Here is a 25,157-nt window from a genome sequence, read left to right on the forward strand (position 1 = left end):
CGTCGATTGTGCCGCAGGCGCAACCGCTCCGCGTCAGGCGGCGAGGATCGACCGCAGTGCCGCGGGTAGTTCGGCCGCCGATCCGAGCGTCGCCATGCGCACCTGGTCGCCGGCGGACAGCGTGGCCTCGCGCTCGTGCTCCCAGGTCAGGTGGTAGGGCAGGTGCAGGCCCCAGCCTCCCAGCTCGAGCACCGGCGCGATGTCCGAGCACAGCGAGTTGCCGACCATCACGAACTCGGCCGGGGCCACCTCGAACTCCTCGAGCAGGCGGCGATACGTCGGCACGTCCTTCTCGCTGACGATCTCGATCCGCCGGAACAGCGAGGACATGCCCGACTCGCGCACCTTGGCCTCCTGGTGGAACAGGTCGCCCTTGGTGATCAGCACCACCGGCACCTTGGCCGCCACCGCCTGCACCGCTTCGCGCACGCCGGGCAGCAGCTCGACCGGATGGCGCAGCAGCGTCTTGGCCAGCGCGACGATGCGATGGACGTCGGCGCCGCTGATGCGGCCTGCGGTGATGTCGATCGCCGACTCGATCATCGACAGCGCCATGCCCTTGACGCCGTAGCCAAACACGGCGAGGTTCGCCTTCTCGACCGCATACAGCCGTTCGCTGGTGCGCGGGTCGCCGTCGACGTAGCCGGCGATGATGGCTTCGAAATCGCGCTGGGCCTGGTCGAAGTAGTCCTGGCTGCGCCAGAGCGTGTCGTCGGCGTCGAAGCCGACCATCCGGATGCGGGGCATCGGGCGATTATCCCTGAACGGCAACGACGGCGGCATCCCTGCCGCCGTCGTGCACGATATGGGTGGCCGCGCGCGGCGGCCGGGCGGTCAGTCCTGGCCGCCGGCCTTGGCCGCGTGGCTGCGGTACTCGTCGGCGGTCAGCTCGCCGTCGCCATCGGCATCCGCGCCGTCGAACACGGCCGCCAGCGCCGGCAGCGCCGCGGACTCTTCGCGGGAAATGGTGCCGTTGCCGTCGGCATCGACGTCGTTCCAGCCGAGCTGGCGGCCGGCGGGCTGCCCGTCGGTGGTGGGGGCCTGCGTCTGGGTCGCGTCCTGGGTCTGCGGGGTGCCGTCCTGCGCCTGCCGGGCGGTCGCGGCCGATTCGACGGCCGCGTCTTCGGCGGCGCGGACCTCGGGGGTGATGGCGCTCTGGGCCAGGGCCACGGGCATGGCCAGCGCGGCACCGAGGGCGAGGACGGCGGCGATCGGCATGGTTGCATTCTTCATCGGGGAATCTCCTCAGGGCGGATGCGGGGGCATCCGGGTCCACACCCTGCAATCCCCTGCATTAACCGCATCCGCTGCGCGGACCGGCGGGAAACGCCGCTTTAACCACTCGCGGCCGCCGGGACGCTAGGCACGGGTGCGCGAGGCGGCGGCCTGCACGATACTGGGGCTCCGACACGGTCCCGGAGTCCATCGCGATGAAACCGCACCTGCTGGCCAGCGCCCTGGCGCTCGCATTCGCCACCACCGCGTGCAACGGCAGCGCGGGCTCCGCCGCCGGCGCGGCCTCCAACGCCGGTGCCGATGGCGCGACGGCGCCCGCCGCCGCGGGGCAGCCGTTCGAGGTCGACGTCATCGCGGTGTTCGACGAGCCCTGGGCGATGAGCTTCCTGCCTGACGGCCGCCTGCTGGTGACCGAGAAGAAGGGTCGCCTGAAGCTGGTCGACGTGGAGAGCGGCGCCAGCCAGGACGTCGCCGGCGTGCCGGACGTCGACTACGGTGGCCAGGGTGGCTTCGGCGACGTCGTGCCGCATCCGGGGTTCGCCGACAACGGCATCGTCTACCTGAGCTATGCGGAAGCGGGCCGCGGCGACCGTCGCGGCGCCGCGCTGGCGCGGGCCCGTCTGGTGACCGGCGAGGACGGCGGCGCGCGCCTGGACGGGCTCGAGGTGATCTGGCGCCAGGTCCCCAAGGTCGATGGCCGCGGCCACTACGGCCACCGCATCGCCTTCGACGGCGAAGGCAAGCTCTGGCTCAGCTCCAGCGAACGGCAGAAGTTCGATCCCGCGCAGGACATGGCCTCCAACATGGGCAAGGTCCTGCGCCTGGACGACGACGGGCGCCCGGCGGCGGGCAATCCCTTCGCGGCGCAGGGCGGCGTCGCGGCCGAGGTCTGGTCGCTGGGCCATCGCAACGTGCTCGGCCTGGCCTTCGACGGCGGCGGCCGGCTCTGGGACGTGGAGATGGGCCCGGCCGGCGGCGACGAGCTCAACCTGGTCGAGCGTGGCGCCAATTACGGCTATCCCATCGTGTCCAACGGCGACCACTACGACGGCACGCCGATTCCCGACCATGACACCCGCCCGGAGTTCAGCGCGCCCGCCGTGGGCTGGACGCCGGTGATCTCGCCGTCGAGCCTGGTCTTCTACAGCGGCGACGTCTTCCCGCAGTGGACGGGCAGCGCGCTGATCGGCGGGCTGTCCTCGCAGGCGCTGGTGCGCGTGGAATTCGACGGGACGACGGCGCGCGAGGCCGAGCGCTTCGACATGGGACAGCGCATCCGCGAGGTCGAACAGGGACCCGAGGGCGGACTGTGGCTGCTCGAGGACGGCGAAGGCGGACGGCTGCTGAAGCTGCTGCCGGCCGGCTGATCAGGGCAGGACGACGCCCGAGGCGACCGGGCGTCCGTCCTCCAGCACGCGGAAGCCACGGCGGCCGTCCCCGGACAGCTGCACGGCGCTGGCGCAGATCAGCCGCACCTCGTGGCTGCTGCCGGGGACCAGCTCCGCCAGCCCGCCGCGGTCGATCCCGCAGCGCGCCGTGGCGCCACCATCGAACGCGACCTCTCCACGCCAGGCGCCGGCGATCGGCCCCGCGCGACCACCTTCGGCCGCGGGCAACATGTCCAGGCGCACCGGGATGCCCAGTTTCCCCGGGTAGTCGAGCCGGGACGCGGGCGCGGCGGCGGACGGCGCCGCGGCCTCCTGCGGCGCGGGTCCGCACGCGGCGAGCAGCATCGGCAACAGCAGCAGGATCGGTCGCACAGGCATCTCCCGGGGGTGGTGCGCGCGCGCGGAGCCGCGGGCCCGTTCATCACGCCAACACGAAAGGCTGCCATAGTAGGTCGCGACGCCCTCACGCGATACACGATGACCATTGCAGCACCCATCGATGACCAGGCGGCCGCGCTCGATCGCGCCATCACCGAACTGGAGAACGCGATGGCCGACCTCCAGCTCAAGCATCGCGACCTGTTCGCCTATGCCAACGCCTGGGCCGAACGCCACGATGCGGTGATGCGGCTGGCCCCCGCGCATCTGGAAGAACACGCCCGCGCGCGCCTGCGGCGGATCGCGATCCGCTGGGGCCTGGCCGACGGCGTGCGCATGACGCGCCAGTTCCCGGCGCTGCGCGACCCCTGATGCACCGTCGCCACCGGACCGCGACCGCGCTCCGGTGGCGACCGGTCAGAAGCCGACGCTGCGGGTGAAGTCGCCCAGCAGCTGGCCGAAGATCTCGACCTGGCTGCGGATCTGCGCCGCATGGTCGGCGTGCAGCACTTCGAAGTCGTAGTGCAGGAACGGATCCATCTCGTCGTCGAGCACCATCCGCCCGTAGCGGTAGCGGGTGTTGTAGACGTTGGCGACCTGCAGCGAGGTGCCGTTCTCCAGGTCGAGGCCGACCTCGAGCTGCAGCGATCCGCAGCGTCCGGCGTTGCAGTCGTAGAAGTTCAGGTAGGCATTGAGGCCGTTGGTCTGGAACCGGATCATCGGGTCGCCGACGCTGTCCTCGAGCATCTCCGGCTCCAGCTCCATCGCCTGCAGCACGGCCATGGCCTCGGCGCCGGAAACGCCCCGTCCGGTGTCGGCCAGCGCGGGTGCGGCGGCAAGCGCAAGCAGCGGGGCCAGCAGGCCCGCGGTCAGTCTGTGCATCGTGTGTCTCCCCTGTGGTGGTCGCAGATTAGCTGAATGAGCCTTCGGCCGACGGGTCCGCCGGGCGGGGTTCACCGTCGTCCGGCCAGGCATGCCCATGGGCGTCGTCGAGCAGGCGCATGCGCCTGCGCTCGATGCGCCGCTCCCCGGCAGCCTCGACCGTGCGCTGGGTCTCCAGCATCAGCGTCACCCCCGTCGAACGGCGGAACCGTGCGCGACCGGTGTCGACGATCGACATGTCGGCGGCGACCTCCGCGCGGTCCTCCGCCGACACGCCGATGCCGTACATCTGCTCGGCCGCCGCCAGCGCCAGCTGGGCCGACTTCTCGCGGTCCATCCGCGTCGTCCACTCCAGGGTGGCCTCGTCCGACCCCGGCGCGCCGGGCTGCATCAGCAGGGTGACCTGGGCCGGCAGCGTGCCGCCGCCCAGGGGGCTGTCGATCTCGATGTCGACCGCGTAGGGCACGCCCGCGGCGAGCTCGGCCCCGAACATGTCGTTGTACTGCTGGGCATCACGCGACATGAGCGCGCCCAGGACCTCGGGCCGGGTCATGCGCTCAACCATGCCGGCGGCGAACTCGCGCCCGCGCGCCCTGGCCGCCTCGCCTTCCGCACCATCCGGCCAGCCGCCCGCGGCGAGGACCCCGCGCTCGAAGGCGGCGTCGTAGGCCGGCCGGAGCACCGGACGCAGGCTGTCCGCCAGCTGGTCCAGGTTGCGGAGCGCGGCGAAGTTGCCGGTCGCGTCCAGCTCGACCTCCAGCACCAGGTCCGGCAGCGCCTCGAGGATCTGCCGCATCAGCGCCTCCTGGCCGTCGTCGCCCTCCAGCTGCTCGTAGCGGCTGTCGTCGAACGACCAGGCCTGGACGAAGCCGTCCTCGAGCACCCCGGTGATGCGGATGGTCTCGATGGCGGTGACCCGCGATCTCGCCTTGCCGGCTTCGCCGACCGACACGTCGTAGTCCTCGCTGGCGTAGCGCAGGGCCACGCCGTGGTGCCACGGCGCCACCCAGCGGACCGGTTCGGCCGCCGCCGGGGCCGGATTCTTCCTGGCGCCGGCCGTACCGGGCCAGGCGAGCGCAAGCAGCAGCGCCAGCGCCACGCAGGCGCGCCGGATGTGTTCCATGGTCTTGTCCCCCGTGGCGCCCCCCGCGCCCGACGCGTGATTCTAGCCGGACGCCTGCGCGCCGGCGCTCAGCCGCACTTGGAATAGCCGCAGTTCAGGCAGGTCGCGCAGCCGTCCATCACCACCACCGCCTTGGTGCTGCACTTGTGGCACATGGTGGCCGATGGCGGGAAGCTGGTGCCCTCGCCGGTGACGGCCACGTCCTCGCCGCTGCGGTCGGCGCCCTGGTCGGCGAGCAGCTCGCCCACCGGACCCGCATCGGCCGCGGCTACGCCGGCGTCACTGTTTTTTTTTGAGCGCGCCTCGTATTGGCGGCGCTTCTCGTCGATCAGCGCGCGCTGCGCGGCGCTCATCTCCGGGTCGTGGATCATGCCGATCGACTTCAGGTGGTCCTCGACGATCGCGCCGAGTTCGGCCACCAGCGACGGCATGTACACGCCGCCGGCCTTGAAGTAGCCGCCGCGCGGATCGAACACCGCCTTCATCTCCTCGACCAGGAAGGTGACGTCGCCGCCCTTGCGGAACACGGCCGACATGATCCGGGTGAGCGCCACGATCCACTGGAAGTGTTCCATGGACTTCGAGTTGACGAAGATCTCGAACGGGCGGCGCTGCTCGTGCTCGCTGCCGGCGTTGAGCACGATGTCGTTGATCGTCACGTACATGGCGTGCTCGACCAGCGGCGACTTGATCTTGTAGGTGCTGCCCACCAGCACTTCGGGGCGCTCGATGCGCTCGTGCATCTGGATGACTTCGGCCAAAGGGCGCTCGACGGCGGCCTCCTGGGTATCGGCGGCTGCGGCGCGCGCGGCGGCCTTGTCGCCATCGGCGGTTGCGACGGAGTACCCGGTGATTTTCTTCTCGATCCTGACGGCCATGACGCGTGTTCCTGATATTCGTGGGATGCCGGCTCCTCCCCCGGGTGACGGGGGAGGCCGGAGGGTCTTACTTGCCCGCGGGCTTGCGCGCGGGCGCCTTCTTCGTGGCCGCCGTCTTCACGACGGCCTTCTTCGCCGCGACCGTCCTGGCCGCCGGCTTCGGCGGCGTGGCCGTCCTGGCGACCGCCTTCTTCGCCGCGGCCTTGCGCACCGCCTTCTTGGCGACCTTCTTTTCCGCCTTGCGGCGCTTCAGTTCCGCGGCCTCGGCGCGCGCGCTGGCACTGGTCGCCGCCAGCGACTGCTTGGCGCCCGCCACGCGCTTGCCCACCGCCTTCTTCGCGGTCCCGGTGCCCTGGCTGACCGCCTTCCTGGCCTTGCCCGTGCCCTCGACCACCGCCTTCTGCGCCTTGCCCGCGGCCTGCTTCACCTGCTCCACCGCCTTGGACGCGCGCCTGGACACCGTGCTGCCGACGTCCTTCGCCTTTTCGGCGACGGTTCCAGCGGCGTTGCCGAGCGTTGCTGCGACCCCATTGCCGTTGCTCATCGTGTTTGCCTCGTCGTCATGGTCGCGGGCGGGGCGCCCGCAGGCCGGAATGTAGCGCGCGGCGAGCCGCGCGGGCGTGGTCAGAACTTGCCGTAGTACCCCTCTTTCAGCGCGTCGAAGAGGTTTGCCGCGGTGTGGGTCTCGCCGTCGTACTCGATTTCCTCGTTGCCCCTGGCCTCCACCGTGGTCCCGTCCTCGAGCTCGAAGCGGTAGGTGGTGGCGGCGAGGTCGGACTCCTTGACCAGCACGCCCTGGAACGCCGCCGGGTTGAAGCGGAAGGTGGTGCAGCCCTTGAGGCCCTTCTCGTGGGCGTAGAGGTAGATGTCCTTGAACTGTTCGTAGGGGTAGTCGGTCGGCACGTTCGCGGTCTTGGAGATCGACGAGTCGACCCACTTCTGCGCGGCGGCCTGCACGTTGACGTGCTCCTTCGGGCTGATGTCGTCGGCGCTGATGAAATACTCCGGCAGCTGCGCGCCCGCGTCCTCGCTGAACGGCATCGCCGCGGCGTTGACCAGGTGGCGGTAGGCGAGCAGTTCGAACGAGAACACGTCCACCTTCTCCTTCGACTTCTTGCCCTCGCGGATCACGTTGCGGCTGTAGTGGTGCGCGAACGAGGGCTCGATGCCGTTGGAGGCGTTGTTGGCCAGCGACAGGCTGATCGTGCCGGTGGGCGCGATCGAGCTGTGGTGGGTGAAGCGCGCGCCGTGCTCGGCGAGCTGCTCGACCAGCTCCGGCGCCACGCCGGCCACCTGCTGCATGTAGCGGCTGTAGCGCGCGTGCAGCACCTTTCCGGGGATCTCCTGGCCGGCCTTCCAGCCGTCCTTCGCCATCTCCGGGCGCTTGCGCAGCATCTCGGCGGTGACCGTGAAGCGCTCCTCCATGATCGGCGCGGGACCCTTCTCCTGCGCCAGCGCGAGGCCCATCTCCCAGCCGGCGACCGCCATCTCGCGGGCGACCTGCTCGGTGAAGTCGCAGCTCGCCTTCGAGCCGTACTTCATGCGCAGCATGGTGACCGTGCTGCCCAGGCCGAGGAAGCCCATGCCGTGGCGGCGCTTGCGCATGATCTCCTCGCGCTGCTGCGGCAGCGGCAGGCCGTTGACCTCGACCACATTGTCGAGCATGCGGGTGAACACGCGCACCACCTCGCGGTACTCCTCCCAGTCGAAGCTGGCCTTGTCGGTGAACGGATCGCGCACGAACTTGGTCAGGTTGACCGAGCCCAGCAGGCACGCGCCGTAGGCCGGCAGCGGCTGCTCGCCGCACGGGTTGGTGGCGCGGATGTTCTCGCACCACCAGTTGTTGTTCATCTCGTTGACGCGGTCGATGAGGATGAAGCCCGGCTCGGCGTAGTCATACGTCGAGACCATGATCATGTCCCACAGGTGGCGCGCGCGGACCTTGCCGTAGATCTTGCAGGCCACCAGGCCGTCTTCGCGCACGATGTAGCCGGCGTGCTGCGGCCAGTCGCGCCAGACCACCTGCGTGGCGTCCGCCAGGTCGATGTCGCCCTGCTCCTTGGCGCTGACCGGGAACACCAGCGGCCAGTCGGCGTCGGACTTGACCGCATCGATGAAGCCGTCGGTCACCAGCAGCGAGAGGTTGAACTGGCGCAGGCGCCCGTCCTCGCGCTTGGCGCGGATGAAGTCGCGCACGTCGGGGTGCGACACGTCGAAGGTGCCCATCTGCGCGCCGCGGCGGCCGCCGGCCGACGAGACGGTGAAGCACATCTTGTCGTAGATATCCATGAACGACATCGGGCCCGACGTGTAGGCCCCAGCGCCGGCGACGAAGGCGCCGCGCGGGCGCAGCGTCGAGAACTCGTAGCCGATGCCGCAGCCCGCCTTCAGCGTCAGGCCGGCCTCGTGGACCTTCTCCAGGATGCCGTCCATCGAGTCGACGATGGTGCCGCTGACCGTGCAGTTGATGGTGCTGGTGGCGGGCTTGTGCTCGAGCGCACCGGCGTTGGACGTGATGCGGCCGGCCGGGATCGCGCCGCGGCGCAGCGCCCAGAGGAAACGCTCGTTCCAGTACCTGCGCTTCTCGGGCGTCTCTTCCGCCTCGGACAGCGCGCGCGCGACGCGCTGGCAGGTGCCGTCGATGTCGGCATCCAGCGCCTCGCCCTGCTTGGTCTTCAGGCGGTACTTCTTGTCCCAGATGTCGACCGAAGCCGGCTGCATCGGGATGTCCTGGTCGGTGCCAGCCATCGTGTTCTTCACAGCCTCCAGGCGAACCGTGCTCATGCTGCTTCCATCTCCTTGATCCTGCCCGGTCGTGCGCGAACCGGCCGTGGTGGTCGTGTCCTGCCGGGCGCGGTCCCGCTGCGGGTCGCGCCGACGGCAATGCCGCATGGCGCGCAGGCGCGCCATGCCGTGTGTGCGTCAGTGTCGAGTCTGGCCAGTCGTCATGTCACGCATGCGAACCACCCCCCAATGGTTGGCGTGCCGGCCCGGCAACAACTAGCGCTGGGCTGAACCTCTCCTGCCGACCACTACATCTTGTGGCCGACAGGTGAGACCGTAAGGCCGCGGCAGACCGAAGTCAATCGCTCGCGCGACCCCGGCGCGTGACCCCAGCCGTGTCGCGGTTCACACCCCGCAGCGGACGTGCGACACATCGCAATGCGCGACCCGACCGCGCGCGTAGGGGGGCACCGGACATCCCGCGAAGCCGGCGCGCGGCCTGGAACCCTCTGCCGCCCGCAGCGCGGCGCGCAGCCTCCATTCGGCATCCCGTTGCTACGATCGGCGCCGCCGAAGCGGCGCTCCAGCGCCCGGCTTTCACACGTCAGCCACCGTCCAACCGGGATAACAGTCCGACATGCGCGCCTCCACCCGCACCACGCTCCTTGCCCTCGTCGCAGCCTCCGCCTTCGGGGGCTTCGCGGCCACCTTCGTGCGCGATGCACTGGAGGCGCCGGCGCGCGCCGAACCGCTGCCGGTCGCCGCGGTGCCGATGGCCGGGTCGCTGCCCGCCGTGGTCGATGGCCAGGCGCTGCCCTCGCTGGCGCCGATGCTGCGCCGGGTCACGCCCGCGGTGGTGAGCGTGCATTCGCGGCAGCGCGTGCGGATCAACAACCCCTTCGCCAACGATCCCTTCTTCCGCCGCATGTTTCCCAACGTGCCGGACGAACGCATCAACGAGTCGCTGGGTTCGGGCGTGATCGTCGACGCCGCGCGCGGCTACGTGCTCACCAACCACCATGTGATCGAGGGCGCGGACGAGGTCTCGGTCACCCTGACCGACGGCCGCACCATGACCGCCGAGTTCGTCGGCTCCGATGCGGACACCGACGTGGCGCTGATGCGGATCCCGGTGCCCGGCGAAGGCCAGCCGCTGCAGGCCATCCAGCTCGCCGACAGCGGCGCGCTGCAGGTCGGCGACTTCGTGGTGGCGGTGGGCAATCCCTTCGGCGTCGGACAGACGGTGACCTCGGGCATCGTGTCCGCGGTCGGCCGCAGCAACGTGCCGGGCGTGGGCTTCCAGAACTTCATCCAGACCGACGCCAGCATCAACCCGGGCAACTCGGGTGGGGCCCTGGTCAACCTGCGTGGCGAGCTGGTCGGCATCAACACCGCCAGCTTCAACCCGCGCGGCAGCATGGCCGGCAACATCGGCCTGGGCTTCGCCATCCCCGCCAATTTGGCGCGCAACGTGATGCAGCAGCTGGCCTCCACCGGCGAGGTTCGCCGCGGCTCGCTGGGCATCGACACCCAGGACCTCGACGACCGCCTGGCCGCGAGCCTGGGGCTGGCGGCCGGGACCCGCGGCGCCGTGGTCACGCGCGTGCATGCGGACTCCTCGGCCGCCGAAGCCGGCCTGCGGCCGGGCGACGTGATCGTCGCGGCCAACGGCGAGCGCATCGGCGACAGCGAGACCCTGCGCAACTTCCAGGGCCTGCAGCCGGCGAACGCGCGGGTCACGCTCGACGTGCGCCGTGACGGCAGCACCCGACAGCTGCAGGCGACGCTGCGCGAGCAGCCGCGCGTGCTCGCCGGCCAGCAGCTCGACCCGCGCCTGGCCGGGGCCAGCTTCGCCGAGCTGCCCGAGGCGCTGCGCCGCGGTGGCGTGGCCGGTGTCCTGGTCGAAGAGGTCGCCACGGCCAGCCGCGCCGCGCGCAATGGCCTGCGCGCGGGCGACGTCATCCTCGGCGCCGGCGGCGCACGCGCATCCGGCACCTCCGACCTGTCGGCGCTGCGCGCCGCGGTCTCCGACTCACCCGCGCAGCTGGTGCTGCGCATCCAGCGTGGCCGAGGCCAGGGCAACCTGGTCATGGAATGAACCACCCCACCCCATCCCCCAAGGAGACAACACGATGAGCCCCACCCATACCGACAACCTGAAGACCAACCTGTCCGAAGCCGGCGGCCACCTGAAGCAGGCCGCGAGCGATACCGCCGAGGCCGTGCGCGGCGCCGCGTCCGCCGCGGGCGAGGAGATCCGCCTCGGGCGCGCCAACCTGAAGGCCGACCTGGCCGATGGTTCGGTGGCCGCCCTGTCCGCGCTCGAGGAGGCCACCGCCGCCGGCAGCGAGCAGGTCGACCAGCTGATGGAAAAGGGCCGCGACCTGATCGACAGCGCCGCCGACCTCATCCGCGAGCGTCCGATCGCGTCGTTCGGCGCCGCGTTCGCGGCCGGCTGGATCATCGCCAAGCTCGCCCGCGGCGGCGACCGCTAAGACGTGGAGCCACAGACGCCACCCGCGTCCGGCCGGGCGGGCCCGTTGCCGGGCGGCCTGCCACCCGGCACGCCGCCCGCTGGCGGGCTGCCGCCTGGCAGACCGGAACCGGCCCCGCCGCCGGCACCCGACCTGGCCGAGTCGCTGCGCGGCCTCCGCGACAGCGGCAAGGCCGGGATCGGGGCCGCCGGCGATGCGGCCAAGGCGCTGCGAGAGCTGCTGGCGGCGGATGTCTCGCTGGCCCGCAGCGCGGCCGGGCGCAGCGCGGTTTTCGCCGGCGTCTCGGTGATGTTCGGCGTCTCGGCCTGGCTGCTGCTGATGACCGCGCTGATCGTGGTGCTGAGCAACCAGTTCGGGCTGCCGTGGTGGATGTCACTGGCGGGCTGCGGACTGCTCAGCCTGCTGGGCGCCTGGCTCGCGCTGCAGAAGGCCACCGACTATTTCGAACACACGCGGCTCAAGGCCACGCGCCGCCAGCTGGCACGGCTGGGCATCGGCGAGCTTGCCGACCTGATGCCGCCGCCCGGCTCGCCCGCCTCGGCCCGCGCCGCGGAACCCGTGGTGCGCGAAGACGCGCGTGCCGAAGGCAAGACGCCCCCATGAGGCCATGGACATGAGTTTCGAAGCTTTGCAGGCCAAGGTCGCGCGTGCCGAGGACGCGCTGGAGGCGCGTGAGCGCCAGGTCGCCGCCGATTTCCGCGTGTTCGGCGGCTGCTGGCGCGACACCTGGTCACCGCCCCGGATCATGGTCGCCGGCCTGGCGGCCGGCTTCCTCGCCGGCTGGGCACAGCCTGGCCGGGCGATCGCCGGCGTGCAGCCGGCCCGCTGGCTGCAGCTGGCGACCAGCCTGGCAGGCCTTGCGGGCACCGTGCACGCGGCGTTCGCGGCATCCGATGCCAAGGAGGCGGCCGAGGATGCCGGCGATGCGGCCGCGGTCGCCGGCGGGATGCCGCCCGGTGCCAAGGTGCCGGCGGATGTCGCCGCTGCCGCGCGCGCATCGGCCGCGGCGACCGCAGCGGCCACGGCGGTGCCGGCAGCGGTTCCGCCGGCGGCTTCACCGATGTCGCCCAGCGCGCGCCGCTATGTGCCCGATCCGAGCTGGGAGTCCCCGCCGCGCCCGGCCGAAGCCGCCACCGAAGTCTCCGAACGGCGCTGAGGCGCCGTTTTCCCCATGGGTGCCAGTCCGGACGCGAGTCCCGTTCCCTCCGCCGCGGATGTCGACCCGGGAGGTCCCGCTCCCCCGCCGCCCGCGGCACCGCCGGTCCCGCCGCGCCCGCGCGCGCCGGGCGCCGTGGTCGTCCTCGCGATCCTGGCGGTCGGCTACACGCTGTGGGCCGCGCAGGGCGTCGTGCTGCCGGTGCTGCTGGCGATGTTCCTGGCCCTGGTCGGCAACCCGGTCATCCGTGGCCTGCGGCGGCTGTACGTGCCGCGTGCCCTGGCTGCGCTCCTGGTCCTGGTCGGAGGCATCGCCGGCGCCGGGCTCCTCGGCCAGCAGCTGCTGGCGCCGGCCGTCGACTGGATGCAGGAGGCACCCCGGCAGATGCGCCAGGTCGGTCGCGAGCTGAGCGAGCTGGTCAAGCCGGTGCACGAGGCCAACCGCGTGGCCGAAGACATCGCGCGCCAGGCCAGCGGCGAGGGCGGGCGCAAGGTCGAGGTGGTGCGCACGGTTCCCGACGATCCCTACGCCCTCCTGACGCGGGCGCCCAAGGCACTCGGCGGCGTGCTGGCGGTGGTGCTGCTGACGTTCTTCTTCATGGTCTTCGGCGAAGACCTGCAGCGGCGCGCGATCGCGCTCCTGCCGACGCGCCAGCGGCAGAAGATCACCGTCGAGATCATGCAGGCGATCGAGCGCGACCTGTCCCGCTACGTCTTCACCATCACCCTGATCAACGCCGCCGTCGGCCTTCTGCTGGCCGCGGTGCTGCATTTCGCCCTGGGCGTGGAGGTGCCGGAGGCGCTGCTCTGGGGCACGATCGCGACCCTGCTCAACTTCGCGCCCTATGTCGGCCCGGCCATTGGCGTGGCGCTGATGCTGGCGATGGGCTTCGTGACCTGGGACGAAGTCGGCCCCTCCCTGCTGCCGGCCGCGATCTACCTCGGCCTGCACACGCTGGAAGGCCAGCTGGTAACGCCGCTGGTCCTCGGCCAGCGCATGCAGCTGTCGCCGCTGGTGCTGATCCTGGCGCTGGTGCTGTTCGGCTGGGTCTGGGGCATCGTCGGCCTGCTGCTGGCGGTGCCGCTGCTGGTCTGCGTGAAGCGCGTGCTGGCGCGGATCGACGGCATGCACGGCTGGGCCCGGCTGCTCGAGTAGCCGCCTTACAATGGCGGCATGGCCTTCGCCGTCCGCGCCATCACCCTCGACCTCGATGACACCGTCTGGCCGTTCGCGCCGATCGGCGTGCGCATCGAACGCGTGCTCGACGACTGGATGCGCGCGCACAGCCCGGCTACCGCGGCGATGTTCCCGGTCATGGCGATGCGCGCCCTGCGCGAACGCGTCGCGGATGAGTACCCGGCGCTGGCCCACGACATGTCGGCGCTGCGCCGGCTGACGCTGGAAGCCGCGCTGCGCGAGAGCGGCGGCGACGTGGCGCTGGCCGGTGCGGCCTACGAGGCGTTCTTCGCCGAGCGCAACCGCGTGGAGTGCTATCCCGACGCCATCGGCGCGCTCGAGCGGATCAGCGCGCGGCTGCCGGTTGCGGCGCTGAGCAACGGCAACGCCGACCTCGCGCGCATCGGGCTGGACCACCTGTTCAGCGCGCAGCTCAGCGCCTGCAGCTTCGGTCGCGCCAAGCCCGACCCCGCGATCTTCCTGGCCGCCTGCGCGCAGCTGGACGCGCCGCCGGGCGAAGTGCTGCACGTCGGCGACCATCCCGAGGCCGACGTCGCCGGTGCCGCGCGGGCGGGCTTGCGCAGCTGCTGGATCAACCGCGCCGGCGACGACGGCCTGCGCGCGGCCTGGCGCCACGCCGAGGTCGAACCGGACCTGCATTTCGATTCCCTGGCCGGACTGGCCGACTGGCTGGACGCGACCCTGCCCGCGCCCGCCGCATCCATACGGAGCTCCCACGCATGAACCTTCCCCCCTGCTACGCCCCCGCCGGCACCACCGGCGCACGTCCGCTGCACGTGGTCGACGCGGGCGGCCTCGAGGCCTGGCGTGCCGGACAGCCGGCGCCGGTGGCCGCCTGGCTGGCGGCGCACGGCTTCGACGCCTCGGCCGGCAGCTGCCTGGTCATCCCCGGCAGCGATGGCGCGCCCGCGGCCGCGGTGATCGGCATCGGCGACGCGCAGGACCCCTGCGCCTATGCCCATGCGCCACGCGCACTCCCGGCCGGCGACTGGGCGCCGGCGGGCGAGTCCGCGGCCGAGGCGCTGCGCGCGCTGCAGCTCGGCTGGGGCCTGGGAAGCTATGCCTTCACCCGCTACCGCGACGCGAAGCCGGTGCGTGCGCGCCTGGCGCTGGCCGAGCTCGATGCGGAAACGCTGGACGTGCTCGCTGCGACCGTGCGCGTGCGCGACCTGGTGAACACGCCCACCCAGGACATGGGGCCGGACGAACTCGAGGACGTCGCGCGCGCCATTGCACAGGTACATGGCGCCGGCCTCACCGCCATCACCGGCGGCGACCTGCTGGCGCAGAACTTCCCCGCGATCCACGCCGTGGGCCGCGCCTCGCACCGCGCGCCGCGACTGCTGGCCCTGCGCTGGGGCGATGCTTCGCATCCGCACGTAGCCATCGTCGGCAAGGGCGTGTGCTTCGACACCGGCGGCCTGGACATCAAGCCCGCCGACGGCATGCGCAACATGAAGAAGGACATGGGCGGCGCCGCGCACGCGATCGCGCTGGCCGAACTGGTGATGGCCCGCCGCCTGCCGCTGCGCATCACCCTGCTGGTGCCGGCGGTGGAAAACGCGATCGGTCCCGACGCCTTCCGGCCCGGTGAAGTGATCGCCACCCGCACCGGGGTCAGCGTCGAAATCGACAACACCGATGCCGAGGGCCGCGTCATCCTGGGCGACGCGCTGGCCTATGCCGGCGAACAGGTGCCCGACCTCGTGCTCGACTTCGCCACCCTGACCGGCGCCGCGCGCATCGCGCTCGGCCCGGACCTGCCGGCGCTCTTCAGCAATGACGACGCGCTGGCGCAGGCGTGGCTGGACGCGGGCATGCAGGTGCGCGACCCGCTGTGGCGCATGCCGCTGTGGCGGCCGTACCTGCGCTACCTGACCAGCAAGGTCGCCGACATGGCCAACGCCGGCTCGAAGATGGCCGGCAGCGTGACCGCCGCGCTGTACCTGGAGCGCTTCGTGCCCAAGGGCATGCCCTGGGCGCACCTCGACACCTACGCCTGGAACGACAGCGACCGCCCGGGCCGCCCGGCCGGCGGCGAAGCCCTGGGGCTGCGCGCCGCCTACGCGATGCTGAAGGCCCGCGCAGGCGTTCCTGCACCGGCTGACGGTTCCGATCCAGCGAGGGCGCGGCAATCGCGGCTTTAGCCGCTCCCACAGCAGCTTGCGGGCAGCACCCGCGGCGGGCGCGGCCATCGGGGCGATAGCGCTCCTACAGCCAGCCTTTCTGGCGGGCCAGGCGATAGGCCTCGATGCGGTTGCCGACGCCGAGCTTGCCGATGGCCTCCGACAGGTAGTTGCGCACCGTGCCCTGGGACAGGCCCAGGGCGGCGGCGATCGCGCCCGCCGACTGGCCCTCGCCGGCCAGGCGCAGCACCTGGCGCTCGCGTTCGTTGAGCGGGTCGGCTTCGGACCAGGCTTCGAGCGCAAGCTCCGGATCGATCGCCCGGCCGCCGGCCTGCACGCGGCGCAGCGCCGCGGCCAGCTGCTCGGCCGGCGCATCCTTGAGCAGGTAACCCTGCACGCCGGCGTCCAGCGCTCGGCGCAGGTAGCCGGCGCGGGCGAAGGTGGTGACGATCACCACCTTCGTCGCCAGGCCGTGCCGCTGGATGCGCTGGGCGAGCTCGAGGCCGGTCAGCCCGGGCATCTCGATGTCGGTCACCAGCAGGTCGGGCACATGGCGCTGGAGCTCGCGCCAGGCCTCCTCGCCGTCGCCGGCGGTGCCTACGACCTCGAGGTCGTCCTCGAGCGCCAGCAGCGCGGCGAGCGCACCGCGCAGCATGGCCTGGTCTTCGGCGAGCACGATGCGGATCACGCCCGCGCTCCCGCATCGGGCTTGTCCGAACCGTGCGTGTCCAGCGCGCTGGTGCCAGCAACCTCGTGGCCGTGCAGCGGCAGCCAGGCTTCGAGCACGGTGCCGCGACCGCGCACCGACTCCACCGTCAGCCGGCCACCCAGCGCCTCGACGCGCTCGCGCATGCCGGCAAGTCCGTTGCCCGGCGCCATCGCCCCGCCGCGGCCGTCATCGCTGATGCGCAGCACGACGCCGTCGCCCTGCGGACGCAGTGCGACCTCGGCCCGGTGCGCGTGTGCGTGGCGGTGGATGTTGGTCGCGGCTTCGCGCAGCACCAGCGCCAGCACGTTCTCGACCGGCGCAGGCAGCGCGTCGCCGGCCAGGCCGCGCTCGTCCCAGTCGTGGCGCAGGGACACCCCCTCGCACTCGAGCAGCAGCTTGGCCGACGCCAGTTCCGCCGCGATGCCGGCAGCGCGGATGCCGCTCACCGCCGAACGCACCTGCGCCAGCGCCTCGCGCGCGACGTGGCTCACCGCGTCGATCTCGCGGCGCGCCGCCGCCGGGTCGCGCTCCACCAGGCGCCCGGCCAGGTCGGACTTCAGCGCCACCAGCGACAGCGTGTGGCCCAGCAGGTCGTGCAGGTCGCGGCCGATGCGCTCGCGCTCGGCCAGTCCGGCAAGCCTGCGCACCTCGTCGTGCGACAGCCGGAGCGCGGCGTCCTTGTGCTGGCCGACGTGCTCGGCGTGGACGACCATCGCCACGATGATCGTCACCACCGGCAGCCACACCAGCGCCTGCCACGGATAGCCGATCCACAACGCGAGCGCGACGAACCCGGCGCCCAGGGCCCCGAGCACCAGCAGGTAGTCGCGCAGCGTCGCCGTGCGCCAGGTGCGCAGCATCACGCAGCCGAAGATGAAGTAGCTCATTCCCGACGGATACCAGGGCAGCAGCACGACGCTGAGCGCCACCATCGCCAGCGCGTAGCGCGGGGCCACGCGCTGCGGCTGCAGCAGCGCCATCGCGTACAGCCAGACGAACAGCGGGTATGAGGCCAGGGTCAGCAGCAGCCAGCGCAGCGTGTAGCCACCGGGCGCGAACAGCGGGGTGATGAAGACCCACAGCGTCCACATCAGGTGGACCCATTCGGTCCACTGCGGCCGTCCCAGCCGCAGCGTCGCCGCCATCAGCGAATCGGGCGCCGGCGCGAACCACGCGCGCCAGCCCCCCTGCGCCTTGCCTCGGACACCTGCCTGCAACATGGCGCGATGATGCCCCACTCAGCGCAGCTCCACCTGGTCGATGACCAGTTCGAAGCCGCCCTCGGGCAGGCCCGCGGTGATCGCCACCGCGCGCAGCGTGGCCAGGTCGGCACCGGCGAAGGCCGACAGCGGGATGCGCACCTCGCTCCACTCCGGGCCCGCGGTGAAGGACTGCATCGCGGGCATCGCCTGCGGCGACGCGCCCGAGAACAGCATCGCCTGGTAGGTCCGGCCATCGCCGCGCACCTGGAACACCAGCTCGCTGCGCGCCGAAGCGTCGACCGGCTGCATCGGCTGCGCGCCGGGATGGAACATGCTGCCGGCCCAGGGGAAGGCGAAGCCCGGGCGGATCTCACCTGAGACGCGCAGCGCACCGCGCGAGCTGGACGCCCCGCCGCTGACGGCTTCCTGGGTCGCGACCGAATGGCCACCCGCCATCGCGTCGGTGGTCACCTGCCAGCCGTGGCCGAAGCGCACGCCGGTGCCACCGTCCTCGAAGTCGGCCACCAGCGCGCCGGCGCTGATCACCGGCGCCCCCGCGGCCTGCTCTACGCGCGGGCGCGGCACGGCATGGCCATTCTTCCAGATCCCGGCGATGGCGCGCGTGTCGGCGATGTCCGCGGTGGGGTCGCCCTCGACCAGCACCAGGTCGGCGCGCAATCCGGATGCAATCCGGCCGCGATCGGCAAGCCCGAAGCGGCGCGCGGGCACCGAGGTCGCGGCGGCGAGCGCCTCTCCCGGCGTCAGGCCCGCACGCACCAGCAGGGCGAGTTCGCCGTGGATGCTGGCGCCGTGCGCGGTGCCCGGGTTGCCGGCGTCGGTGCCGGCGAGGATGTCGACGCCGGCGGCATGCAGCGCCGCGACGCTGCGCAGCGCGTTGTCGAGCGCCTCGGGACGCGGCGCACCCGGGAACGTCGCCGCCAGGCCGTCGCGCTGCCCGGCCTCGAGCCACGGCGACAGCCGCGCGTCGTCGGCCAGCGCGGCGCCGCTGCCGTCCTGGGCGAAGCCCGCGATCACCGACAGCGTCGGCGTGACAAAGGTGCCCGCCTGCTTCGCCGCGGCGACGAAGGCCGGCGAGGCGGCCGCGTCGTGGAAGACGTGCACCAGCCCGTCCGCGCCCGATCCGACCGCGTGCAGCGCATCCGCCTGCGAGGCGACGTGCACCAGGGCCAGGCGCTCCCCGGCCTGCGCGGCGGCGATCGCCGCGGCGACCTGGGCCGGCGTGATCGTCGGCAGCCGGCGCTCGGCCGAATGCGTGCTGAAGTCCTCGACGATCAGCTTGATGTAGTCCGAGCCCTCCGCCACGCGCGCGGCGACGAAGTCACCGGCATCGTCGCCGGGCGCCAGCGTCGGCACCGCGATGCCGAACTGGGTGCCGTGGCCGCCCGCGGTGGTGACCGTCGCGCCGGCCGTCCACAGGTCGGCGAGCGCGGTGGCCGCGAGCGATTCGCGCTGTGCGCGCAGCGCCGGGATGCGGTTCCAGTCACCGAACATGTCGAGCTCGGCGGTGACCCCGTAGCGCAGTGCGTCGCGCTGCGCATCGCCCCAGCTGTGGGTATGCGCGTCGATGAAGCCCGGCAGCAGCGTGCGTCCGGCGCCCTCGACGACCGCGAGGCCTTCGGGGATCGCGACTCCGGCGCCCACGGCTTCGATGCGGCCGTCGCGGACGATGACGTTCGCGTTCGGCAGCACGCGTTCGCCATCGAACACGCGCACGCCGGAGATGGCGAAGGCCGCGCTTTCGCCACCGGAAGGAAGGGTGACGGGCGCGGTGGCCGCGGATTCCGGGACCGCTGGACGCGATGGCTGCGCCCACACCACGGCGCCGGCGATGGCGACGGCGATGGCGCTGGCGGCGAGGACTTCAGGAATGCGGTTCATGGCAGGACTCCTTGGAAGGCGTGCAAATCACTCTCAGGGCGGAAGCGTCGTCGGCGTGGCGCCGGCTCAGCCACGTCGCGACAGCCGGGCGTGCGCCAGGACGAAGAACCCGATGGTCACCACCAGCAGCACGCCGACGTGCATGGCGACCGGCTGTCCGGCGTCCATCCCCACCACCTTCAGCGCCAGCTGCGCATGGTGATAGGACGGCCAGACCGGCGCCAGCCTGGCCAGCGCATCCGGAAGCGCCGAGAGCGGCAGCCACAGGCCGGACAGGAAGGACAGCGGCAGGTAGACCAGGTTGACCACCACCGGTGCCGCCGAGCCGCTGGCGAGCGTGCCGATGTACAGGCCGATGGCGCAGAATGGCAGCGCACCGGCCACGTGCACCAGCCACAGCCCCAGCCACTGCCCGGGCGCGAGCGACACGCCGGCCAGCGTGGACGCGGTCACCGCCAGCAGCAGCGACACGATCGCCGAGAACAGCAGCGCCATCGCCATCTTCGACATCAGGTAGGCGCCCGGCGGCACCGGCAGCGCGCGCTTGAGCGCGAGCAGGCCGTGGTCGCGGTCCATCGCCACGGTGACGCCGAAGCCGAACAGCGCGGCGCCCATCACGCCGAACACGCCATAGGTCGCCAGCAGGTACTGGCCGACATTGCCGCCGCGGTTCATCGCAACGCCGAACAGCAGGTAGAACATCAGCGGGAACAGCAGCGTCAGCAGCGCGAAGATCGGCGTGCGCAGCAGCCCGAGGAATTCGTACTTCGCCTCGAGCAGGCGGGCGCGCAGCAGCGAGTGCCTGCCTGTCGCCGGGGTTGCGTGGGCCAGGGTGTTCATCAAGCAGCCTCCTTCAGCGGTGCATCGCGGGTGATTTCGAGGAAGGCCTCGGCGAGGCCGGCGCGGCTGACGTCGAGGTCGGACAGCGCGGCGTCCGCGGCCAGCAGCCGGCGCACGATGTCCTCGGCGGCGCCGGCCAGCACCTCCAGCCGACCCTCCTCGCTGCTCGCCGATCGCACGCCGGGCCAGCGCGCGACCTCGGCGGCCTGCAGCACGGTGACGCAGCGGATGCGGCGCTGGTCGACGCGGGCGCGCACCTCGTCGAGGCTGCCCGCCGCGACCACGCGGCCGCCGGCCAGGACCACGACGCGGTCGGCCAGGGCTTCGGCCTCCTCCAGGTAGTGCGTGGTCAGCAGCACCGAGGTCCCGTCGGCGACCAGCGCGCGCAGTCCGCGCCACAGGCCCTGGCGCGCCTCGATGTCGAGGCCGGTGGTCGGCTCGTCGAGGAACAGCACGCGCGGGCGGCCGCAGATTGCCAGCGCGAACTGCACGCGGCGCTGCTGCCCGCCAGAGAGCCGGCCGTAGCGGCGCCCGAGCAGGCCGTCGAGTCCGGCGATCTCCACGCAAGTGGCGACGTCGAGCGGATCGGCGTAGTAGCTGCGGACCAGGTCGAGGTGCTCGGCGACCTTCAGGTTGGGGGCCAGCGCGCCGGACTGCAGCATCACGCCCACGCCCTGGCGCGCCGCAAGCTCGCGCGGATCGCGGCCGGACAGGCGTGCCTCGCCGGCATCGGGCGCGGCCAGGCCCAGCAGCAGCGAGATCGCGGTCGTCTTGCCGGCGCCGTTCGCGCCGAGCAGCGCCAGCACCTGGCCTGCGCGCAGTTCAAGGTCGACGCCATCGAGCGCGACCGACTGGCCATAGCGCTTCGTGGCGTGGTGCAGGCGCGCCAGCGGCGCGTCGAACGGATGGTCCATGGGGCGTCCTCCTCGGTGTGCCCACAGACTAGGAAGCCGCGGCCGCCGGGATCAGTCGCCGCGATCACCCATCCAACATGACAGGCGTCACGTCGCTGCACGCGGGCCCGCCGCGTGCGTTGCCGCCCGTCTCCACGCACCGGCATCGCCACGCTCAACGGCTGGGGAGGCGACCACCCCGCGCGGCGACTGCACGGGCTCCGGATCAGCCCGGCCGATGTGGAGGCCTGGCGCCGTTCGCCCTCCGCGCTGCACGGCTTCGCACGCGACCCGCTGGGGCGCTGGCCGAGCTCGCGGCGGCCATCGAGGCCCGCCTGCAACAGGGTGACCCGCCCGTGCTGGCGCACGTGGGCAGCGGCTCCGACAGCCTGCATGGTTGCCACCGTCCTTGCACTCGCGGCGATGTCGCTCGCCGTGGCCGGGCGGGTATTCGGCACCTCGGCCGGCAGCCTGGCCATCCAGGCACCGTTGGCCATCACGCCCGCCCTGTGGGCCACGGTCATGGCCTACAGTCTGGCGCTGGGCCTGCTGAGTGCACTCCTGCCGACCTGGCGCCTGGCGGGCGGGCGGCTGATCGACGCCCTGCGCGCGGACTAAAGGCCGCGCACCGGAACGCATGACACTCCTCAGGTGACACGCCGGCCGCGCGCAGCGAAAGTGGCGCGACGCCGCGACACGTGCGGTCACACTCCATCCCCTTTCCTGGTCCCATGCCGAGATGAACACAAAAGCCGACCTGCTCAAGGAACTGCGCATCGACCGCCAGCCGACGCCCCCGCCGTCGCGACGCGGCCCGTGGATCGGGCTTGCGGTGGCCGCCATGCTCGCGGCGCTCGCAGCCCTGGCCTGGGCGCTGGCTGGCGGCACGCGCGCGGTCGAGGTGCGCACCGCCGACGCGGTGGCCACCGGCGGCGGTGCGGCCGCGGCCTCCGTGCTCGACGCCAGCGGCTACGTGGTCGCGCGGCGCATGGCCACCGTGTCGTCGAAGATCACCGGCCGCGTGCGCGAGGTGCTGATCGAGGAAGGCATGGCGGTGGCCGAGGGCCAGGTGATGGCCACGCTCGATCCGATCGATGCGGACGCCCAGAACGCGCTGGCCCGCGCCCAGGTCGATGCCGCGCGCAGCCAGATCGCGGGGGTCGAAGCGCAGCTGGTCGAAGCGGAGGCGAATGCCACGCGTCTGTCGAGCCTGGTTGGACAGCAGCTGGTCTCACGCGCGCAGTACGACCAGGCCGTGGCCCAGCGCGAATCGCTGCGCGCCCAGCTCGCCACCTCACGCCGGAACGCACAGGTGGCCGGCCAGCAGCTGCGCATCAGCGGCATCGGCGTCGACAACACCGTGGTGCGCGCGCCGTTCGCCGGCGTGGTCATCGCCAAGGCGGCACAGCCGGGCGAGATCGTGTCGCCGCTGTCGGCCGGCGGCGGCTTCACCCGAACCGGTATCGGCACGATCGTCGACATGGACTCGCTCGAGGTCGAGGTCGACGTGGGCGAGGCCTACATCGGCCGCGTGCAGCCGGCGATGCCGGTCGAAGCCACGCTCAACGCCTATCCCGACTGGAAGATCCCGGCCGAGGTGATCGCGATCATCCCGACCGCCGACCGCGGCAAGGCGACGGTCAAGGTGCGCGTGGCGCTGAAGGAAAAGGACCCGCGGATCGTGCCGGACATGGGCGTCACCGTGAGCTTCCTCGAACGCGCCCCCGAGGCCGGCGAAGGCGACGACGCGCCGCGCGGCGTGCGGGTGCCGGAGGCGGCGGTCGCCGCGCGCGACGGCGGCGACGTGGTGTTCGTGGTCGCCGGCAGCGGTGGCGACGCCGTGGCCGAACGCCGCGACGTGAGCACCGGCGGCGCCGCGGGCGGCCAGCGCATCCTGCTGTCGGGCGTGGCGCCGGGCGAATCCGTTGTGCTCGATCCACCTGATGACCTGGCGGATGGTGACCAGGTCACCCTGGCTGATCGCTAGTTTCCGCCAGACACCCGCATTCGACACCTCGCCTGACCTGTAGGAGCGGCTACAGCCGCGATGGCCAGATCCCGATCGCGGCTGTAGCCGCTCCTACAACGGCGTTCGGGTCCACCGCATCCACTACTTCCACCGGAGCATCGTGATGACCACCCTGGTATCGATCCGCAACCTCACCAAGTCCTACCAGCGCGGGCCGGAGAAGGTCGACGTGCTCCACGGCCTCGACCTCGACATCGCGACCGGTGACTTCGTCGCGCTGATGGGCCCGTCGGGCTCGGGCAAGACCACGCTGCTGAACCTGATCGGTGGCCTGGACGCGCCCACCAGCGGCGAGATCGACGTCGCCGGCCAGCGCATCGACCGCATGGGCGCCGGGCAGCTCGCCGCGTGGCGCAGCCAGCACGTGGGTTACGTCTTCCAGTTCTACAACCTGATGCCGGCGCTCAGCGCGCAGAAGAACGTCGAGCTGCCGCTGCTGTTGACCAGGCTCGGCGGCGCGCAGCGCAAGCGCAATGCGCAGATCGCGCTCGAGCTGGTGGGCCTGTCCGACCGCGTCTCGCACAAGCCGGCGGAACTGTCCGGTGGCCAGCAGCAGCGCGTCGCGATCGCCCGCGCGATCGTCTCCGACCCGACGCTGCTGATCTGCGACGAGCCGACCGGCGACCTCGACCGGCAGTCGGCCGAGGAGATCCTCGGCCTGCTGCAGGAGCTCAACCGCGAGCACGGCAAGACCATCGTCATGGTCACCCACGACCCGAAGGCCGCCGAACACGCCAGCCACACCCTGCACCTGGACAAGGGCGTGCTGGTCGAACAGCAGTCGCACGCGGCCTGACCGCGCCGGCCACCCGAGGAGGTCGCCATGAAGTACTTCCATCTGGTCTGGGCGGCGCTGTTCCGGCGCAAGACCCGCACCTTCCTGACGCTGGCCTCGATCGTGGCCGCGTTCCTGCTGTTCGGCCTGCTCGACGGCATCCGCACCAGCTTCGCCCAGCTCGGGCAGAACGCGGATGGCGCGCAGCGCCTGCAGACCGCGTCGAAGCTGTCCTTCATCGAGACCTTGCCGATCTCGCTGCAGTCGCGCATCGCCACCATCGACAACATCGAGGCAGTGACCCACGCCAACTGGTTCGGCGGCGCCTACCAGGACCCGAAGAACCAGCTCTTCACCTTCGCCGTGGCGCCGAACTACCTGGAGCTCTATCCCGAGATCGCGGTCGATCCGGCCCAGCTCGAGGACTGGAAGCGCAACCGCACCGGCATGCTGGTGGGCGAGGCGATGATGAAGCGCTTCGACTGGAAAGTCGGCCAGCGCATCCCGCTTCAGTCGACCATCTATCCCAACAGCGACGGCACGCTCGACTGGGCCTTCGACATCGCCGGCGTGCTGCGCGCGAAGGAAGGCGGCGCCGGTGGCGGCTTCACCGACTCGCTGATCCTGATGCACTACGACTACTTCGAGGAGTCGTCGCCGTACATCGACGGCGACGTGGGCTGGTACATCAGCCGCGTCTCCGACGTGCGCCGCAGCGACGCCGCGGCCAAGGCGATCGACGCGCTGTCGGCCAACTCGCCGCACGAGACCAAGACCATGAGCGAGCAGGCGGCGATGGCCTCCCAGCTCAAGCAGATGGCCGACATCGGCCTGATCGTCGGCTCGATCATGGGCGCGGTGTTCTTCACCCTGCTGCTGCTGACCGGCAACACCATGGCGCAGGCGGTGCGCGAGCGCACCTCCGAACTCGCGGTGCTCAAGACCATCGGCTTCACCAGCACCAGCGTGCTGATGATGGTGCTGGCGGAATCGATGCTGATGGTGGTGATCGGCGGCGTGCTGGGACTCGGCCTGGCCGCGGTCATCGGCAAGGCGGCCACCGCCGCCAGCGGCGGACTGGTCAACCTGCCGCCGGTCGGGCTGGAGAGCTGGCTGCTGGGCCTCGCGCTGATGCTGGCGATCGGCCTCCTGGTCGGCGCCCTGCCGGCGATCCGCGCGATGCGCCTCAACATCGTCGACGCCCTCGCGGGCCGCTGACCGGAGACC

26 protein-coding genes are annotated in these 25,157 nt (G+C 71.9%); 13 read left to right on the forward strand and 13 right to left on the reverse strand.

The features are described 5' to 3' along the window. Positions 1–33: 33 nt before the first annotated feature. Both JGR68_RS12450 and JGR68_RS12455 read right to left on the reverse strand, forming a co-directional pair. Positions 34–747 (reverse strand): HAD family hydrolase, encoded by a 714-nt coding sequence (locus tag JGR68_RS12450; protein WP_199362346.1) that lies wholly within the window; start codon positions 745–747, stop codon positions 34–36. Positions 748–834: 87 nt separating this feature from the next. Further along, positions 835–1,233: an EF-hand domain-containing protein gene (locus JGR68_RS12455; protein ID WP_199362347.1), complete on the reverse strand. Its 399-nt coding sequence runs from the start codon at positions 1,231–1,233 to the stop codon at positions 835–837. Between the two features lie 197 nt (positions 1,234–1,430). On the opposite strand from JGR68_RS12455, the gene JGR68_RS12460 reads away from it, so the two are divergent. Next, on the forward strand, positions 1,431–2,603 hold the full coding sequence (locus JGR68_RS12460; protein WP_199362348.1) for a PQQ-dependent sugar dehydrogenase: 1,173 nt from the start codon (positions 1,431–1,433) through the stop codon (positions 2,601–2,603). Here JGR68_RS12460 and JGR68_RS12465 read toward each other — a convergent pair whose 3' ends face one another. Next, complete coding sequence (locus JGR68_RS12465; RefSeq protein ID WP_199362349.1) at positions 2,604–2,996, reverse strand: hypothetical protein; 393 nt, start codon at positions 2,994–2,996, stop codon at positions 2,604–2,606. A gap of 105 nt (positions 2,997–3,101) precedes the next feature. On the opposite strand from JGR68_RS12465, the gene JGR68_RS12470 reads away from it, so the two are divergent. Then, a complete protein-coding gene (locus JGR68_RS12470; protein ID WP_199362350.1) occupies positions 3,102–3,374 on the forward strand; it encodes a hypothetical protein in 273 nt (90 codons plus the stop codon). Positions 3,375–3,419: 45 nt separating this feature from the next. Here the strand turns inward: JGR68_RS12470 and JGR68_RS12475 are convergent, their stop codons facing one another. The 5 genes from JGR68_RS12475 to JGR68_RS12495 all read right to left on the reverse strand — a co-directional run bounded on the left by JGR68_RS12475 (position 3,420) and on the right by JGR68_RS12495 (position 8,669). Beyond that, positions 3,420–3,884 (reverse strand): YbjN domain-containing protein, encoded by a 465-nt coding sequence (locus JGR68_RS12475; protein WP_199362351.1) that lies wholly within the window; start codon positions 3,882–3,884, stop codon positions 3,420–3,422. A gap of 28 nt (positions 3,885–3,912) precedes the next feature. Continuing rightward, on the reverse strand, positions 3,913–5,007 hold the full coding sequence (locus JGR68_RS12480) for a hypothetical protein (RefSeq protein ID WP_199362352.1): 1,095 nt from the start codon (positions 5,005–5,007) through the stop codon (positions 3,913–3,915). Between the two features lie 68 nt (positions 5,008–5,075). Further along, on the reverse strand, positions 5,076–5,885 hold the full coding sequence (locus JGR68_RS12485; protein ID WP_199362353.1) for an NrdJb: 810 nt from the start codon (positions 5,883–5,885) through the stop codon (positions 5,076–5,078). Positions 5,886–5,952: 67 nt separating this feature from the next. Further along, a complete protein-coding gene (locus JGR68_RS12490) occupies positions 5,953–6,429 on the reverse strand; it encodes a hypothetical protein (protein WP_199362354.1) in 477 nt (158 codons plus the stop codon). Between the two features lie 80 nt (positions 6,430–6,509). Continuing rightward, entirely contained in the window at positions 6,510–8,669 is a 2,160-nt protein-coding gene (locus JGR68_RS12495; RefSeq protein WP_199362355.1) for an adenosylcobalamin-dependent ribonucleoside-diphosphate reductase, read from the reverse strand. A gap of 577 nt (positions 8,670–9,246) precedes the next feature. Here JGR68_RS12495 and JGR68_RS12500 point away from each other — a divergent pair. From JGR68_RS12500 to JGR68_RS12530, 7 genes are read left to right on the forward strand one after another with little or no spacing between them, the layout of a single operon-like run. Beyond that, a complete protein-coding gene (locus JGR68_RS12500; RefSeq protein ID WP_199362356.1) occupies positions 9,247–10,707 on the forward strand; it encodes a Do family serine endopeptidase in 1,461 nt (486 codons plus the stop codon). 34 nt (positions 10,708–10,741) lie between these two features. Continuing rightward, a complete protein-coding gene (locus JGR68_RS12505; RefSeq protein ID WP_199362357.1) occupies positions 10,742–11,104 on the forward strand; it encodes a hypothetical protein in 363 nt (120 codons plus the stop codon). Positions 11,105–11,149: 45 nt separating this feature from the next. Further along, positions 11,150–11,707, forward strand: coding sequence for a phage holin family protein (locus tag JGR68_RS12510; protein WP_199362358.1), 558 nt, complete (start codon positions 11,150–11,152; stop codon positions 11,705–11,707). A gap of 10 nt (positions 11,708–11,717) precedes the next feature. After that, complete coding sequence (locus JGR68_RS12515) at positions 11,718–12,260, forward strand: protein sip-5 (protein ID WP_199362359.1); 543 nt, start codon at positions 11,718–11,720, stop codon at positions 12,258–12,260. A gap of 15 nt (positions 12,261–12,275) precedes the next feature. Next, on the forward strand, positions 12,276–13,415 hold the full coding sequence (locus JGR68_RS12520) for an AI-2E family transporter (protein WP_199362360.1): 1,140 nt from the start codon (positions 12,276–12,278) through the stop codon (positions 13,413–13,415). Positions 13,416–13,433: 18 nt separating this feature from the next. Next, positions 13,434–14,180: an HAD-IA family hydrolase gene (locus JGR68_RS12525; protein WP_199362361.1), complete on the forward strand. Its 747-nt coding sequence runs from the start codon at positions 13,434–13,436 to the stop codon at positions 14,178–14,180. Then, a complete protein-coding gene (locus JGR68_RS12530) occupies positions 14,177–15,604 on the forward strand; it encodes a leucyl aminopeptidase family protein (protein ID WP_199362362.1) in 1,428 nt (475 codons plus the stop codon). The genes JGR68_RS12525 and JGR68_RS12530 overlap by 4 nt, the downstream gene beginning before the upstream one ends. A gap of 64 nt (positions 15,605–15,668) precedes the next feature. On the opposite strand, the gene JGR68_RS12535 is transcribed toward JGR68_RS12530, so the two are convergent. The 5 genes from JGR68_RS12535 to JGR68_RS12555 form a co-directional block, all read right to left on the reverse strand. Then, complete coding sequence (locus JGR68_RS12535) at positions 15,669–16,271, reverse strand: response regulator transcription factor (RefSeq protein WP_199362363.1); 603 nt, start codon at positions 16,269–16,271, stop codon at positions 15,669–15,671. Next, entirely contained in the window at positions 16,268–17,512 is a 1,245-nt protein-coding gene (locus JGR68_RS12540) for a sensor histidine kinase (RefSeq protein WP_199362364.1), read from the reverse strand. The genes JGR68_RS12535 and JGR68_RS12540 overlap by 4 nt, the downstream gene beginning before the upstream one ends. An 18-nt stretch (positions 17,513–17,530) precedes the next feature. Then, on the reverse strand, positions 17,531–19,393 hold the full coding sequence (locus JGR68_RS12545; RefSeq protein ID WP_199362365.1) for a CIA30 family protein: 1,863 nt from the start codon (positions 19,391–19,393) through the stop codon (positions 17,531–17,533). A 66-nt stretch (positions 19,394–19,459) separates the two neighbouring features. After that, the gene (locus JGR68_RS12550) at positions 19,460–20,233 is read right to left on the reverse strand and encodes an ABC transporter permease (RefSeq protein WP_199362366.1); all 774 of its coding nucleotides are present in this window, start codon (positions 20,231–20,233) and stop codon (positions 19,460–19,462) included. Beyond that, entirely contained in the window at positions 20,233–21,147 is a 915-nt protein-coding gene (locus JGR68_RS12555; RefSeq protein ID WP_199362367.1) for an ABC transporter ATP-binding protein, read from the reverse strand. Before JGR68_RS12555 ends, JGR68_RS12550 begins: the two co-directional genes overlap by 1 nt. A 372-nt stretch (positions 21,148–21,519) precedes the next feature. On the opposite strand from JGR68_RS12555, the gene JGR68_RS12560 reads away from it, so the two are divergent. From JGR68_RS12560 to JGR68_RS12575, 4 genes are all read left to right on the forward strand, one after another. Beyond that, entirely contained in the window at positions 21,520–21,744 is a 225-nt protein-coding gene (locus tag JGR68_RS12560) for a hypothetical protein (RefSeq protein ID WP_199362368.1), read from the forward strand. 121 nt (positions 21,745–21,865) lie between these two features. After that, positions 21,866–23,113, forward strand: coding sequence for an efflux RND transporter periplasmic adaptor subunit (locus JGR68_RS12565; protein WP_199362369.1), 1,248 nt, complete (start codon positions 21,866–21,868; stop codon positions 23,111–23,113). A gap of 145 nt (positions 23,114–23,258) precedes the next feature. Then, complete coding sequence (locus tag JGR68_RS12570; RefSeq protein WP_199362370.1) at positions 23,259–23,951, forward strand: ABC transporter ATP-binding protein; 693 nt, start codon at positions 23,259–23,261, stop codon at positions 23,949–23,951. A gap of 27 nt (positions 23,952–23,978) precedes the next feature. Further along, complete coding sequence (locus JGR68_RS12575) at positions 23,979–25,148, forward strand: ABC transporter permease (RefSeq protein ID WP_199362371.1); 1,170 nt, start codon at positions 23,979–23,981, stop codon at positions 25,146–25,148. The last annotated feature ends 9 nt before the right edge of the window (positions 25,149–25,157 follow it).

Origin of the sequence: Luteimonas sp. MC1750, from assembly GCF_016615955.1 — a bacterium.
In the GTDB taxonomy this organism is placed as follows: Bacteria; Pseudomonadota; Gammaproteobacteria; order Xanthomonadales; family Xanthomonadaceae; genus Luteimonas.

Coding starts and splice junctions, on each gene's coding strand:
- JGR68_RS12450 (WP_199362346.1), bottom strand. CDS start 747: ATGCCCCGCATCCGGATGGTCGGCTTCGACGCCGACGACACGCTCTGG.
- JGR68_RS12455 (WP_199362347.1), bottom strand. CDS start 1,233: ATGAAGAATGCAACCATGCCGATCGCCGCCGTCCTCGCCCTCGGTGCC.
- JGR68_RS12460 (WP_199362348.1), top strand. CDS start 1,431: ATGAAACCGCACCTGCTGGCCAGCGCCCTGGCGCTCGCATTCGCCACC.
- JGR68_RS12470 (WP_199362350.1), top strand. CDS start 3,102: ATGACCATTGCAGCACCCATCGATGACCAGGCGGCCGCGCTCGATCGC.
- JGR68_RS12475 (WP_199362351.1), bottom strand. CDS start 3,884: ATGCACAGACTGACCGCGGGCCTGCTGGCCCCGCTGCTTGCGCTTGCC.
- JGR68_RS12480 (WP_199362352.1), bottom strand. CDS start 5,007: ATGGAACACATCCGGCGCGCCTGCGTGGCGCTGGCGCTGCTGCTTGCG.
- JGR68_RS12485 (WP_199362353.1), bottom strand. CDS start 5,885: ATGGCCGTCAGGATCGAGAAGAAAATCACCGGGTACTCCGTCGCAACC.
- JGR68_RS12490 (WP_199362354.1), bottom strand. CDS start 6,429: ATGAGCAACGGCAATGGGGTCGCAGCAACGCTCGGCAACGCCGCTGGA.
- JGR68_RS12495 (WP_199362355.1), bottom strand. CDS start 8,669: ATGAGCACGGTTCGCCTGGAGGCTGTGAAGAACACGATGGCTGGCACC.
- JGR68_RS12500 (WP_199362356.1), top strand. CDS start 9,247: ATGCGCGCCTCCACCCGCACCACGCTCCTTGCCCTCGTCGCAGCCTCC.
- JGR68_RS12505 (WP_199362357.1), top strand. CDS start 10,742: ATGAGCCCCACCCATACCGACAACCTGAAGACCAACCTGTCCGAAGCC.
- JGR68_RS12515 (WP_199362359.1), top strand. CDS start 11,718: ATGAGTTTCGAAGCTTTGCAGGCCAAGGTCGCGCGTGCCGAGGACGCG.
- JGR68_RS12520 (WP_199362360.1), top strand. CDS start 12,276: ATGGGTGCCAGTCCGGACGCGAGTCCCGTTCCCTCCGCCGCGGATGTC.
- JGR68_RS12525 (WP_199362361.1), top strand. CDS start 13,434: ATGGCCTTCGCCGTCCGCGCCATCACCCTCGACCTCGATGACACCGTC.
- JGR68_RS12530 (WP_199362362.1), top strand. CDS start 14,177: ATGAACCTTCCCCCCTGCTACGCCCCCGCCGGCACCACCGGCGCACGT.
- JGR68_RS12540 (WP_199362364.1), bottom strand. CDS start 17,512: ATGTTGCAGGCAGGTGTCCGAGGCAAGGCGCAGGGGGGCTGGCGCGCG.
- JGR68_RS12545 (WP_199362365.1), bottom strand. CDS start 19,393: ATGAACCGCATTCCTGAAGTCCTCGCCGCCAGCGCCATCGCCGTCGCC.
- JGR68_RS12550 (WP_199362366.1), bottom strand. CDS start 20,233: ATGAACACCCTGGCCCACGCAACCCCGGCGACAGGCAGGCACTCGCTG.
- JGR68_RS12555 (WP_199362367.1), bottom strand. CDS start 21,147: ATGGACCATCCGTTCGACGCGCCGCTGGCGCGCCTGCACCACGCCACG.
- JGR68_RS12560 (WP_199362368.1), top strand. CDS start 21,520: ATGGTTGCCACCGTCCTTGCACTCGCGGCGATGTCGCTCGCCGTGGCC.
- JGR68_RS12565 (WP_199362369.1), top strand. CDS start 21,866: ATGAACACAAAAGCCGACCTGCTCAAGGAACTGCGCATCGACCGCCAG.
- JGR68_RS12570 (WP_199362370.1), top strand. CDS start 23,259: ATGACCACCCTGGTATCGATCCGCAACCTCACCAAGTCCTACCAGCGC.
- JGR68_RS12575 (WP_199362371.1), top strand. CDS start 23,979: ATGAAGTACTTCCATCTGGTCTGGGCGGCGCTGTTCCGGCGCAAGACC.